11 protein-coding genes are annotated in these 12,888 nt (G+C 72.4%); 4 read left to right on the top strand and 7 right to left on the bottom strand.

The genetic code is table 11. The features are described 5' to 3' along the window. Positions 1-145 precede the first annotated feature (145 nt). The 3 genes from AB0D57_RS15510 to AB0D57_RS15520 all read right to left on the bottom strand — a co-directional run bounded on the left by AB0D57_RS15510 (position 146) and on the right by AB0D57_RS15520 (position 4,067). On the bottom strand, positions 146-1,951 hold the full coding sequence (locus AB0D57_RS15510) for an ABC transporter permease subunit (RefSeq protein WP_362071925.1): 1,806 nt from the start codon (positions 1,949-1,951) through the stop codon (positions 146-148). Positions 1,952-1,964: 13 nt separating this feature from the next. Then, positions 1,965-3,461, bottom strand: coding sequence for an ABC transporter substrate-binding protein (locus AB0D57_RS15515; RefSeq protein ID WP_362071927.1), 1,497 nt, complete (start codon positions 3,459-3,461; stop codon positions 1,965-1,967). A 63-nt stretch (positions 3,462-3,524) separates the two neighbouring features. After that, the gene (locus tag AB0D57_RS15520) at positions 3,525-4,067 is read right to left on the bottom strand and encodes a GNAT family N-acetyltransferase (protein ID WP_362071929.1); all 543 of its coding nucleotides are present in this window, start codon (positions 4,065-4,067) and stop codon (positions 3,525-3,527) included. 115 nt (positions 4,068-4,182) lie between these two features. Here AB0D57_RS15520 and AB0D57_RS15525 point away from each other — a divergent pair, with 115 nt between their 5' ends. Further along, positions 4,183-4,449: a hypothetical protein gene (locus tag AB0D57_RS15525; protein WP_362071931.1), complete on the top strand. Its 267-nt coding sequence runs from the start codon at positions 4,183-4,185 to the stop codon at positions 4,447-4,449. Positions 4,450-4,615: 166 nt separating this feature from the next. Here AB0D57_RS15525 and AB0D57_RS15530 read toward each other — a convergent pair whose 3' ends face one another. Beyond that, positions 4,616-5,203, bottom strand: a complete 588-nt coding sequence (locus AB0D57_RS15530; RefSeq protein WP_362071933.1) for a hypothetical protein — start codon at positions 5,201-5,203, stop codon at positions 4,616-4,618. A 268-nt stretch (positions 5,204-5,471) separates the two neighbouring features. Between AB0D57_RS15530 and AB0D57_RS15535 the strand changes: the two genes are divergently transcribed. After that, positions 5,472-6,557: an exo-alpha-sialidase gene (locus AB0D57_RS15535; protein ID WP_362072015.1), complete on the top strand. Its 1,086-nt coding sequence runs from the start codon at positions 5,472-5,474 to the stop codon at positions 6,555-6,557. Between the two features lie 274 nt (positions 6,558-6,831). Here the strand turns inward: AB0D57_RS15535 and AB0D57_RS15540 are convergent, their stop codons facing one another. Next, entirely contained in the window at positions 6,832-7,509 is a 678-nt protein-coding gene (locus AB0D57_RS15540; protein WP_362071935.1) for a uracil-DNA glycosylase, read from the bottom strand. Positions 7,510-7,716: 207 nt separating this feature from the next. On the opposite strand from AB0D57_RS15540, the gene AB0D57_RS15545 reads away from it, so the two are divergent. Both AB0D57_RS15545 and AB0D57_RS15550 read left to right on the top strand, forming a co-directional pair. Further along, on the top strand, positions 7,717-8,709 hold the full coding sequence (locus AB0D57_RS15545; protein ID WP_362071937.1) for a BadF/BadG/BcrA/BcrD ATPase family protein: 993 nt from the start codon (positions 7,717-7,719) through the stop codon (positions 8,707-8,709). Positions 8,710-8,853: 144 nt separating this feature from the next. After that, complete coding sequence (locus tag AB0D57_RS15550) at positions 8,854-9,777, top strand: hypothetical protein (RefSeq protein ID WP_362071939.1); 924 nt, start codon at positions 8,854-8,856, stop codon at positions 9,775-9,777. Between the two features lie 149 nt (positions 9,778-9,926). Here the strand turns inward: AB0D57_RS15550 and AB0D57_RS15555 are convergent, their stop codons facing one another. Beyond that, positions 9,927-10,973 carry a lactonase family protein gene (locus tag AB0D57_RS15555; protein WP_362071941.1) on the bottom strand — a complete coding sequence of 349 codons (1,047 nt, stop codon included), beginning with the start codon at positions 10,971-10,973 and terminating at the stop codon, positions 9,927-9,929. 314 nt (positions 10,974-11,287) lie between these two features. Continuing rightward, positions 11,288-12,796 (bottom strand): FUSC family protein, encoded by a 1,509-nt coding sequence (locus tag AB0D57_RS15560; protein ID WP_362071943.1) that lies wholly within the window; start codon positions 12,794-12,796, stop codon positions 11,288-11,290. Positions 12,797-12,888: the final 92 nt, after the last annotated feature.

The raw sequence follows: 12,888 nt of genomic DNA on the forward strand, positions 1-12,888 counted from the left end.
TCATCGTACGAGACCTCTCGTAGTTTGGCATCTGCCGTAATACGGTGCCCACCGCACGAGGCATACACCGGCGCTCGCGCCGGCAACGACGATTCGGTAGTCATCGGCCCTCCGCGCGACCGCCACGTCGCTGTGACCATCACGGTCATGGTGCTTCCCGACCACCGTCCGAGGGGAGTGCCGTACGGCGGGATGCCCACCGGCGCCCGATGGGCGACGGTCGGCGTACGCCGTCCGCCGCGGTCACCGCCAACGCGCCGAGCAGGGCGAGTACGGCGGCCGGGGCCAGGACGGCCCAGGGGGCGCGCTCCACGTAGGGCTGGTTCTCGGCGAGGAGCAGGCCCCATTCGGGGGACGGGGGCTGGGCGCCGAGACCGAGGAAGCCGAGGGCGGCCAGAGCCAGGGCGATGCCGGGCAGCCGGAGCAGGGCGTGGCGGGTGACGGGCGGCACGACGGCGGGGAGCAGTTCGTGGCGCAGGAGGTGGAAAGGGCCCGCGCCCAGGGCGCGGGTGGCGAGCAAGTGCGTGGTGGCGCGCTCCTGTCGCAGCAGCGCCGCGGTGTGCGCGGCCAGTGGGGCCCAGGCGACGGCGGCCACGGCCAGCGCGGGCGTCTCCGGGCCGCTGCCGGTGACCGCCGTGACGAGGAGCGCGGCGAGTACCGGGGGCAGGGCGTTGACGGTGTCGACGAGAGGTCCCGAGAAGCGGGGTACGAGGCCCAGCAGCAGTCCCGTCAGCAGGGCGGCGGCGCTGATCGCGAGGGCGAGGGCGAGGGTGTCCAAGGCGCCGTGGGCGATCCGGGCGAGTACGTCACGGCCCAGCGCGTCGGTGCCGAACGGGTGGGCCCAGGACGGAGGTTGGAGACGCAGGGTCGTGTCCAGGGCGAGCGGGTCGCGCGGCAGACCGAGCGCCATCACGCCGAGCAGCGCGGCGCCGTACAGCAGCGGCGCGGTCCTGGGTGCGGTCGGCGCCGGGCGGTGCAAGGACTGGAGGGAACCGTCGCGCAGGGCGGGGCCGATCAGGAGTCGGGCGGTGAGGCGGACGACTCCCCCGGCGACCGCGGCGAGCAGGACGAGGGCCAGGGTGCCGGCCTGGAGGACGGGAAGGTCCTGGGCGAGGGCTGCCTGGAGGGTGGTCCGGCCGAGGCCGGGGATGTCGAAGATCTGCTCCACGGCGACGGCGCCGCCGGTCAGACCGACCACGAACAGCCCCAGATTCGGCAGCAGTCCGGGAACACAGCGGCGCACCGACTGACGCGCGATGCTCCGGCCGGACACACCACGTGCGGCCGCGGCGAGGGCCCAGGGCTCGGCGAAGGCACTGGGCAGCAGGTCGTCGAGCATCCGCCCGAGCAGCGCCCCGGCGGGCAGGCCGAGCGCGAGCGCGGGCAGCAGCGTCCACCGCGGCCCGTACCAGCCGAGCGCGGGCAGCCAGCCGAGTTGCACACCCACGACGGTGGCCAGCACCGACGCCGTCAGGAACTCGGGCAGCGAGGCCAGCAGCGCGGCGCCGTCGCCACCGCGGCGACGGCCGGCGAGACGGCGCCCCGCTCCCCGCCGCAGCGTGCGTGCGCACACCGAACCGGCCGTGGCGACGGCCACCGTCAACGCCCCGGCCATCAGCAGCAGCGAGACGCCCAAGGCCTCGGTGACGGACGGCGCGACCTCGGCGCCGGAGATCCACGAGCGGCCCGCGTCACCGTGCAGCAGCCCGCCGAACCACTGACCCAGCAACCCCAACGGACCGGCGTCCAATGCGAGTTCGTCCCGCACTGCCGCCAACACCTCCGGACTCGGGGCACGTTCCGCCGACCGTGCCTTGAGCACGGTGAGTGCGGGGTCGGTGCGCGACAGCCAGGGCAGCAGGCCGATCCCGCAGAGGAGGAGTGCGGTGAGGACGGCGCGCCAGAGCAGGGTGGGGCCGCCGCCCCGGGCGAGGGCCTTGCCTATTTTCATGGTGTCGCGGCGCTCAACGCCGGGTGCCGGTGCCGACGAGGGCACGCTCGTACGGGTCGAGGAGCACGCCCCGTACGGAGGTGGTGACGCCGGTGACGATCCGCTGGTGGACGAGCGGGACGAGCGCGTCGGTGCCGAGGATCGCGGCCTCGGCCGTCATCGTCGCGTCCCGCCGCCGCTCGACGTCGCTCACGCCCTCGGCCCGGTCGACGGCCCGGTCGACGGACTTGTCGCACAGCAGCGCGAGGTTGTAACCGCCGTCGCAGGTGAAGTCGCTGGCGAGGATGGAGACGGGGTCACCGGTGTCGAGCAGGGTGTTGCGGGCGGAGACGAACCCGTCGAACTTCCCGGCCAGGACGTCGCTTTCGATCCGTGAATACTCACGCACCACCAGCTTCACCTTGAAACCGGCCTGTTCCAGTTGCTGCTTGAGGACCTGGGCCGCCTCGGGCAGTTCGGGCCGGTTGTCGTACGTGGCGAGGGTGACCGAGGTGCCATCGGGATCTGCGGCCCGGGCGCGGCCGTCCGGCTGCACGCGCTTGCTCTGAGCCCAGGTCACAGCGGGTCCGAAGACTCCGACGCCGGGGTCGGCGTGTCCCTCGTACACCCCCTTGGCCAGCGCCGAGGTGTCGACGGCCGCCCGCACCGCCGCCCGCAGCCCCGCGTCCTCGAAGGGGCCCGACTCGGTGTTGAGGTACAGGCCTGTGGTGCGCGTGGTGGCGGTCTCGCGCGCCGTGCCCTTGGCGAGGGAGGCGGCCTGGGAGACCGGAACGGCTTCCACGATGTCCACCTCGCCGGTCCGCAGGGCGTTGGTGCGGGCCGTGCCGTCGGCTATGAACTTGGCGTCGATGCCGGAGGCTTGGGCGCGACCGCCCCAGTAGTCGTCGAAGCGGTCGAGCGTGGCCGCGGTGGTGCCGGTGGTCCGGGTGAGCGCGAAGGGACCGGTGGCGGTGCCGACCGGGTCGACGGCGCCTGCCTTCCCGTACGCCTTCGCCGCGAGCACGGCGAGGCCGGGGCTGGACAGGCGCAGTGGCAGTGCGGGGTCGGGGTCGGCGGTGGTGATCCGTACCCGATGGCTGCCCGCGGCCTTCGCCGTGAGGTCGACCCCGGACAGGGCGGCGGGCGCGACCTTCGCTCCGGCGGCATGGGTGAGGGCGGCCGCGACGGCGGACGGCGTGACGTCGGTGCCGTCCTGGAAGGTCGCCTCGCGCAGGATGAACAGCCAACTGCGGCTGCTCTCGCGGGTCCAGGACTCCGCGAGCGCGGGCGCCGCGGCGCCGTTCGCGTCAAGACCGGTGAGCCCTTCGGTCACGCCGAGGCGGCTGAGGAGGGTGGCATCGCTGCCGTACGGGGAGAAGTTCTCGGCCGGCGGGAAGGCCAGCGCCACCCGCAGCCGGGCGCCGTCCGCGGAGGGAGATGACGACTCGTCGCCGTTGGAGGCGAAGCAGCCGGAGAGAAGCGGGGCGAGCAGCAGACCGGCGGCGAGTCGTCGGCGGTGGACAGGGCGCATGGGCCTCGTTCTTCGGGTGATGTCACAGGCGGGGGACAACAGAAGACTACATGACAATCATTTTCACGAAGGGAGCGAGACCTCGAAATGGACGATCGCCTGGCCGCCACCCGACCCCTCCCGCTCATCGCACACGACCTTGCCCAGCGACCGCCAGAACCCCTCGGCGCCCGCCACCGTCGGATCCGTATGCAGATACACCGCGTGATAGCCGCCGTCCGCGGCCGCGAAGCCGAGCAGTTCATGGACCAGCCGCCGGGCCAGGCCGCGTCGCCGATGCTCGGGGCGGACGTACACGCGGCGCAGTTGCGCGGTCTCCCCCGATGGGTAACGTGCGGCCAGGTGGCGCGGGTTGGGCGGATGCGCCGGGCCACGCGAGTCCAGCGCGGCCGTCGCCACGATCGCGCCGTCGCGTCCGTCGACCGCGACGAGCAGCGTATGCCGCGCGGGGTCGAGGTAGGCGGCGCACGGGTCGATGATGTCGCCGTGCCAGCGCGGGACGTATCCCGTACCGAAGTCGCGGTAGACGGTGTCGAGCATCACGGCACGCGCGCCGTCCAGGTCGTCAGGGGTGGCCGATCTGATGCTGTAGCTATGCACCTGCATATCATATGCATTAAGTTTCGGGGGGTCCGGCGGGGCATGCGCGCCTCGTCAACCGCGTCGACCGACCGATCGAGGTCGACCGACAAGTCCCGTCTCGGCCAAGGGATTCGTCCCGGTGTTCACACAGAACGTGTCCCGGCACGGTTCGCGCACGGCGACCGGCGGGGAGGACGGGGATCTGATCCTCCAGCTGTGGGACAAGGCCGACAGTGAGGGCGAACTCACCCGTGCCGGGAAGGGGTTCAGCCCACAGGTGCGTTCGCCGCCGGCGGCGATGGAGACGGTCGGGTACGGCAATCTCAGCGGGCGCGGCAAGCGGGAGATCCAGGACACGGCGGTCCGCATGGAGCAGCGGCTGCCCGGACCACCGCACCGGTGGTGACTCCGGAAAGGAGCCACGCCCCGGCCTGACCGGCGACAGCGACCACCCCGGCGGACCGATCCGCCTCGCGCGTCCGCCGAGCTGAGTGACCAGCGGGCGCAGACGCACCTGCGCGTTCGCGGCCACGGACGCGCGGCCCCGGCACTGCCGGGGCCTCCTCCTCCGCTCAGCCCGTTTTCCGCCCCCACAGGGGCCCGATCCGCTGCCACTCCTCGTCCCATCGGTCCATGCGCCGCCGTTCCAGACGTCCGCGCACGAGCCGCCCGCCGACGAAGGGCACGGCCGCGACACTCACGCCCATCAGGGTTCCCACCAGTAAGGCCCTCATCCGGGCCTGGGACGGGGTGGCGGGCTTGGTGACGAGCCGACCGTCGAGGTCCGTCCACACACTGACCGAGGTGCCCGCGGAGCTTCCGACGGGCACCCGCGCCTGACCCGCGTGCGGTGTGCCGTCCGCCGCGGTCCAGTGAACCTTCGCCCACACCATGTCGGCGCCGGTCGCCGGCTCGGTCGCCCCCGACACGTCCTCGGTGAGCAACGCGAGGACGGAGTGCCACTCGGCCCGCTCCCGTGCCAGGCCGTCCTCCACGGACTGCGTCGCCAGCAGACCGGCGAGCACCCCGCCGAGGACGGTGAGCACCCAGGCACCGAGCACGATGCAGGCCTCCAGGGTGTCGCTGCGACGCCGCAGCGGATTGCGCCGCCATCGCCACAGCCACACCTTCGGAACCTTCGGACCACGGAATGCCGCCATCAATGGCATCCTCCTCACGACCGCACGGACATGCCACATCGCCCTCACATACGGGAGCGGTCCCTCCGATGCTCACAACGAGTCCGGCAACCCGCCCGTGCCAGGAGTCCAACCACCCCGTACCGGCGCTCACACAGGCCGCGAAACCCGCCGCCGGTGATCGACGACACTGCCCCCGGCCTGCGGTGATGCCACGTTCAGGGAGACTGTCAGTGCCGGGGTGCAGACTGGCGTTGTCTGGGACAACGACGTCGCGGAGGTGGTCGGCATGGCCGACGTACTGCTCACCGTGGGCACACGCAAAGGACTGTTCATCGGGCGCAGGCGCGGCGGCGCCTGGGAATTCGACGAGAGTCCGTACTTCAACGCGCAGGCCGTGTACTCGGTCGCGATCGACACCCGTGGCGAGACGCCACGACTGCTGGCCGGAGGCGACAGCGCGCACTGGGGACCGTCCGTCTTCCACTCCGACGACCTGGGCCGGACCTGGGCCGAACCGGCGCAGCCTGCGGTCAAGTTCCCCAAGGACACCGGGGCTTCGCTGGAGCGGGTGTGGCAGTTGCACCCGGCGGCGGCCGACCCGGCGGTGGTGTACGCGGGCACCGAGCCGGCCGCGCTGTACCGCTCCGAGGACCGCGGTGAGTCCTTCGAGCTGGTGCGCCCGCTGTGGGAGCACCCGACGCGGTCGAAGTGGGTGCCGGGCGGCGGCGGGGAAGGACTGCACAGCATCCTCACCGACAAGCGCGACCCGCTGGCCGTGACGGTCGCCGTGTCCGCGGCAGGGGTGTTCCGTACCCACGACGGCGGCGCGAGCTGGGCACCGTCCAACTCCGGTGTCTCCGCGGTGTTCCTGCCGGATCCGAACCCGGAGTTCGGCCAGTGCGTGCACAAGATCGCACGGGACGCGTCGACTCCGGACCGGCTCTATCTGCAGAACCACTGGGGTGTGTACCGCAGCGACGACGCGGGCGCCCACTGGATCGACATCGGCGCGGACCTGCCGTCCACCTTCGGGTTCGCGGTGGCCGCGCATCCGCACCGTGGCGACACGGCGTACGTCTTCCCGATCAACGCGGACGTGGACCGCGTGCCCGCCGGCCGGCGATGTCGCGTCTTCCGTACGGCCGACGCGGGCAAGAGCTGGCAGCCGCTGACAGCCGGACTGCCGACCGAGGATCACTACGGCACGGTGCTGCGCGACGCGCTGTGGACGGACGGCGCGGACCCGGCGGGCGTGTACTTCGGCAATCGCAATGGTGAGGTGTACGCGTCGGCGGACGACGGGGACAGTTGGCGGCAGCTGGCCTCGCACCTGCCGGACGTGCTGTGCGTGCGCGCCGCGGTCGTCGGCTGAGGCTCCGGAGTCCCCTACAGCCGGATTCCCCTAGGACCTGTCCGGCCGATCATGCCGCAGTCGCGGGGTGTGGCAGGCACCGCTGCTTTCCTGCGAATTGATCGGCCGGACAGGTCTTGGCGTCTCGCACCGCGTGATCCCCACGGATCGATCCGCGCAAGCCAGAGACCGCCCCAGCACGAGCAAGGACGGTCCCCGAACGTCATACAAGCCGTCTCCAACCAGGCCAGGAGTCAGTTGGGTGAAGAGACTCGGCCGCTGCGACGACAGTGCTCTACGGCAGGCGCCAGTCCACCGGCTGCGCGCCCTGCCTCACCAGCAGCTCATTGGCCCGGCTGAACGGGCGCGAGCCGAAGAATCCACGATCGGCCGACATCGGCGACGGATGGGCCGACTCGATCGCCGGGAGATCTCCGAGCAGCGGCCGCAGATTGCGGGCGTCACGCCCCCACAGGATCGACACCAGCGGCGTGCCGCGCGCGGCCAGCGCCCGGATCGCCTGCTCGGTGACCTCTTCCCAGCCCTTGCCGCGATGTGCAGCCGGGCTGCGTGGAGCCGTCGTCAGCGCCCTGTTGAGCAGCAGCACCCCCTGCTCGGTCCATGGCGTCAGATCGCCGTTGGACGGCCTGGGCAGCCCCAAGTCCGTATGCAGTTCCCGGAAGATGTTCTCCAGGCTGCCCGGCAGCGAACGCACCTCGGGCGACACGGCGAAGCTCAAGCCGATGGCCATCCCCGGTGTGGGATAGGGGTCCTGGCCGACGATCAGCACGCGGACGTCATCGAAGGGCTGCTGGAAGGCCCGCAGCACATTCGCCCCCGCCGGAAGATAGGTCCGGCCGGCAGCTATCTCGGCCCGGAGGAAGTCCCCCATGGCGGCAATGCGTCCGGCGGCAGGTTCGAGAGCCTTCGCCCAGCCTGCTTCGATGAGTTCATGCAAAGGTCGTGGTGCCACGACGCGCCACTCTACTGGCACACACCAGGGCCCTACACACAAAGAAGCCGCCGCACACGCGGCCGCCGCACGGCGCTAGTCTTCCTCCTCGTTCGAGGTCTTCGAGCCGGTCCACCAGATCACCGAGCCTGTCAGCAGGGAGGACGGGAGCCAGTTGCGACCAGTGAACAAGCCGCCCCACCGTCGCCGTCATGACGGGCGCCCGCGGTGACGAACTCCGCAGTGCTGGGCGTGGACTCCGGGGGTTCGGGGTTGCGCGTGGTGCTCGTCCTGCGCGGCGGCCCCGGCACGCGCCGCGTGGGTCCGCTCACGTCCGAGGAACCGGTACGCACCGGCCCTCGCGGCATCGACGCCGACCACCTGCTGGAGCAACTGCTCCCGATGGCAGGGCGGTTGATGGCCGAGGTCGGGGTGGACGAGCTCGCGGCCGTCGCCGTCGGCGCGGCCGGCCTGGCCACACTCGGCGACAGGCTGCGCGCCGAACTCCCGTCGGCGCTGGGGCGCGAACTGGGCGTGCGGCGGCTCGCGCTGGCCGCCGACGCGGTGACCGCGTACACGGGCGCACTCGGTCGGCAGCCGGGCGCGGTGATCGCCGCGGGTACGGGCATGATCGCGGTCGGGACCGACCTGGCGAGCTGGCGCAGAGCGGACGGCTGGGGCCATCTGCTCGGCGACTGCGGCGGCGGGGCGTGGATCGGCCGTGCCGGGCTCGAGGCAGCCGTACGGGCGTTCGACGGGCGCCGTGGCGGATCGGTGGCGCTGCTGGCGCGGGCGCAGGAGAGATTCGGGCCGGTGCCAGGACTGCCGGGAAAGCTCTACCCACGTCCCGACCGGCCCGCCGTGCTCGCCTCGTTCGCTCCGGAAGTGGCCGCGTGCGCCGCGAGCGACCCGGTGGCGTCGGACATCCTGCGCGCGGCCGCCCGGCACATGGCCGAGTCCGCGGCTGCGGTGTGCCCGGACGTCAGCGAGGCCCAAGTCGCCTTCACCGGGGGCCTGTTCAAGATGGGCGATCCCCTCCTCGTACCGCTGCGCGAGGAACTGGCGGGACAATTGCCGCATGCGCGGCAGGTACCGGCGGCGGGCGACCCCCTGGACGGTGCCGTGCGCATCGCCGTCGACCTGGCCGACGACCGATTCACGCTCCCCCGCGACGAACGGATGCTGCACATCGTCACCGGGACGTCCGAGAGGACCGCGTAAGGCAACGCCGTACCGGACGAGCAAGTGCCACGGTACTGATCATTTCTGATCCACACGTAACTCATCAGACAAAAGCGGACGGATACCGCTCACCTGCACCCTCCCCGAACAGGGGAGCCCAAGAAACAAGTAACATGCGGCGCCATGAGCTCCCCCACTGGGCCCGCGTCCGGCCTGCCAGTACGAATGCCGCGACCCCGCCAGCCCGGGCGGCACCGCCGTCCGGAACCCCTGGCGGCTCCCGAGGGCGCGCCCGCGCTCGTCCTCGCGGTGCCGGGCACTTCCAGCGCGGCCACGCGCAGCCTCGCCGAGGAGGTCGTGAGCATCGCACGCTCCGAGCTGCCCGGCCTCGACGCCCGCATCGGGTACCTCGACGGGGACGACGCCGAGTTCCCCACGCTGCAGTCCGTGCTCGCGCGTGCCTCCGAGGAGCGCACCGCCCGCTATGAGCAGGCCCTTGCCGCAGGTGCGGACGTGGCCCGGCCCGACGGCCCCGTCGCCGTCGTCGTCCCGCTGCTAGCCGGTCCGGACAACGCGCTGCTGCGCCGGGTCCGCCAGGCCGTCATGGAGAGCCGTGTCGCGGCCGACCTGGCTGATGTGCTCGGCCCCCACCCGCTGCTCGCGGAGGCGCTGCACGTGCGCCTGTCCGAGGCGGGTCTGGCGCGCGCCGACCGTGCCCGGCTGTTCACCGTGGCGACGGCCGCGGACGGCATCATCCTCGCCTCCGTGGGCGGCGAGGAGGCCGTGCAGGCGGCCGGGATCACCGGCATGCTGCTCGCCGCGCGGCTCGCCGTGCCGGTGATGGCGGCAGCGCTCGACGAGGAGGGCGCGATCGCGGCCACCGCCGAGCAGCTGCGCAACTCGGGCTCCCAGCAGCTGGCACTCGCGCCGTACCTGATCGGCCCGGAGATCGACGCCGGTCTGCTCGACGCGGCCGCCAAGGAGGTCGGCTGCGCCGCTGCCGAGGCGCTCGGCCCGTACCCGGCGATCGGCAAGCTCGCGCTGGCCCAGTACACGACGGCGCTGGGCATCGCGCCGCAGCAGCCCCAGGGCGCGCCGGTCCGCTGACCCAGCCGCCTCCGGTAAGGCAGAAGGGCCCGCTCCTCTTGGGAGCGGGCCCTTGCCGCGTATCACGACGTCTCGTATCACCGTCCGATGCGGCGAGGTGGCGTGCCAGGCGTCGCGGACCCGGGGTGATCCAAACGACACCCCCTGGGTCAGCCGAAGACCACGCAGGACGCCGCCGGGACCCTCACCGAGCCGCCCCGCCGCGGCACACCCGTGTCCGGGTCGACCGCGAACCAGGTCACGTCCCCGGAGCGCTCGTTCGCCGTGTACAGGAAGCGTCCCGAGGGGTCGAGTGCCAGCGCGCGTGGCCAGGTGCCCCCGCAGGGCACCGTGGCAACCAGCCTCAGCCCCTCGCCCACCGCGTCGGGCGTGAGCACGGAGACGACGTCCTGGCCGCGTGTGGCGGTCCACACGAAGCGGCCGTCGGGCGACACCACGATGCCCGAGGGGTAGGCGTCACCGTCCGGGACACCCGGCAGCACCGGCGTCTCACCGACGGGCCGCAGCGAGCCCTCCGCTGCGTTCCAGCGGCAGACCGTGACGGTGGGCGCCAGTTCGTTGAGTACGTACGCGTGTTCGCCACGCGGATGGAAGGCCAGGTGGCGGGGCCCTGAGCCGGGCCGCAGCGCGATCTCGCGGTGCAGCGTGAGCGTCCCGCCGTCCAGGGCGCAGATCCGCACGGAGTCCGTGCCGAGGTCGACGCTCACCGCCCAGCGACCGGTCGGGTCCGGCTGTACCTGGTGGACGTGCGGGCTCTGCTGGCGCGGGGTGTGCGGGCCCGAGCCGGTGTGCTGGAGCACGCTGGAAGCGGCGCCGACGAGTGCGCCGTCGCCGCGGACGGGCACGGCGGTGACGCTGCCGGAGCCGTAGTTGGCGGTCAGGACGTGTCCGGCGAAGACGCTGAGGTGCGTGGGGCCGCTGCCGCCGACCGACACCAAGGGCCCCGTCGGCTCGGGCTCGTCGCCGGTCACGCGGTACGCGGCCACGGCGCCGTCGGCCGTCTCGCTGACCGCGTAGAGCATGTCCCGCGCGGGCGACAGCGCGAGGTACGAGGGGTCGGGTACGCCGTCCACCACGCTCAGGACGGTCAGCGCGCCGCTGGTTCGGTGCACGGCCGCGGTGAGGACGCCCAGGCCTCCCGCCGCTGTGAACGAGCCGATGAACGCCCGCTGCTCCCGCCCGCCGCCGTCTGCCACTGTCGTCCCCTCTCGGTCCTGCGCTGTTCGGCGCCGACGGTAGCAGTGGATGATCTGTGGTCCGGACCAGAAGCCCGCGGGCCTCGCCCCATGCGCCCGCATCGGGCTGAGCGGATACACCTGGGGCGCGAGGCATGTCCGTGAGCGCCCCGGTAGTGCCTCGGGCTCTGCCGCACTCGGCGCAGCGTCCGCGGCAGCGTTGCCTGTGGTCCGTACGACCGCCGCCGCGGTGCCGCCGTGCGCCGAGCGGCCCGTACGGCAAACCGGCGTTGACGATCAGCGTGCGCCGGTGTCGATCGCTTCAGCGCCGTACGTCACGCACGGACCAGTCTCGACTCCTGGGAGTGGCGCAACGGCGCGGCGAGTTCGTCCAGTGCCCGTTCCAGCCCGTGAACGTGCGCGAGTGCCGGCTCTTCCGCCGGGAGCACGGCCGCCCGGGCGTTCACCGGGATCTCGGCCCACGGACTCCCCGGCGAGGTGAGCGCCTCGACGGCCCTCTCGACTCGCTCGCACGCGGCGGTGAGTCGGGCATCCCAGGAAGCCACGGGATCCGCGGCGATGACGGCCAGCCCACGCACTTCGTGAGCGCAGCTGTCCAGTGCGGCAAGGACGTGACGTGCCCGTCGGCCACGGGCGCGCATCGGGTTGAGCGGGTGGACCAGGGGCACGACGGAGAGCCGGACCTTGCTCAGCAATACCTCCAGTTCCGCGACCCGTGCGGCCGGGTCGGCGGTGGTGGAGCCCTGCAGGCGGGTCGCGGCCTCGGCCGTGCAGGCATGGACACAGCGCAGGGCCCGCGCTATCCAGGCGTCCGTGGTGGCATGGGTGGTGATGGGCAGCACGAACAGGACCGCCAGCGCGGCACCGATGGCGCCGACTCCGGTCTCCGCCAGACGCAGTGCGACCAGCTGCGGATCCAGTACGCCCAGGAGCCCGTACAGCAGTTCGGCCATCACCGTCACCGCGAGCATCATCCATGTGTACGAGACCGCGGCGGTGTAGAAGATGCCGAACACGCACACGGCGACAAGGGCGGCGGTGGGCAGGGGCGCACCCTGTAGCGGGATGACGACCGCCAGCCCGAGGCCGATGCCGAGCACCGTGCCCAGCACCCGACGGAAACCCCGGATCAGGGTCTCGCCTCGTGACGTGGTGTTCACGAAGATCCACCATGTGGCGCCGACGGCCCAGTACCAGCGCTCCTGAGACAGCAACTGCCCCGCCAGCAGGGCGAAGGCGGCAGCGGCGGTCGCCTGGACCGCCTGGCGGCTGGTCGGCCGAGCCAGGCCCCTGCCGGACGGCGGAGCGGGTATCGCGGCGGGCGGCAGCCGACGTTCGTAGCACCAGAGGCCGAACCGAACCGTCGAGGAAACGGCCAGGGACAGCAGCACGGCCGTGTACAGCTCCGGCAGCTGTCCAGGTGCCGCGTGGAGGAACTGCGTCACGAAGAAGGCCATGAACGCGAACACGCCGAGCGAGTGACCGCGCGGCCCCCAGCGTCGGGCGTACACCCCCACGCCCACCACAGCGAGGCAGAAAAGGCCCCTCGCCACCGGATGGTCGTGCAGGCCGGCCGCGAGGTTCAGCACCGGGAGGCCCACGACGGGCAGCAGCGCGGTCGTGGCCATCTGTCCGCGCACGGTCGCGTCGGTGACCGTGAAGAGGGCGAGCAGCGCCGCGAGGCCACCGGTGACAGCCCCCACCAGCGAGATACCGGCGAGGCCGCACAGGGCTACCGCCAGACCGATGCCGAGGACGGCCCGGGTCGCACCGCGCAGGCGCAGCCGTCCCGGATCCGGAGCCACGAACATCCTCTTCAGCACTGTTTCCCGCCCCTTTTGCCTCGGTACGCTCCGGTGCACGAGTTCCGGCACGCAAAAGGCGCCGCGGGGACCCGCAGCGCCATCGACACGCA

This window comes from Streptomyces sp. NPDC048275 (assembly GCF_040652275.1).
Classification (GTDB): Bacteria; Actinomycetota; Actinomycetes; order Streptomycetales; family Streptomycetaceae; genus Streptomyces.

Coding starts and splice junctions, on each gene's coding strand:
- AB0D57_RS15550 (WP_362071939.1), top strand. CDS start 8,854: ATGAGCTCCCCCACTGGGCCCGCGTCCGGCCTGCCAGTACGAATGCCG.
- AB0D57_RS15510 (WP_362071925.1), bottom strand. CDS start 1,951: ATGAAAATAGGCAAGGCCCTCGCCCGGGGCGGCGGCCCCACCCTGCTC.
- AB0D57_RS15535 (WP_362072015.1), top strand. CDS start 5,472: ATGGCCGACGTACTGCTCACCGTGGGCACACGCAAAGGACTGTTCATC.
- AB0D57_RS15515 (WP_362071927.1), bottom strand. CDS start 3,461: ATGCGCCCTGTCCACCGCCGACGACTCGCCGCCGGTCTGCTGCTCGCC.
- AB0D57_RS15520 (WP_362071929.1), bottom strand. CDS start 4,067: ATGCAGGTGCATAGCTACAGCATCAGATCGGCCACCCCTGACGACCTG.
- AB0D57_RS15530 (WP_362071933.1), bottom strand. CDS start 5,203: ATGGCGGCATTCCGTGGTCCGAAGGTTCCGAAGGTGTGGCTGTGGCGA.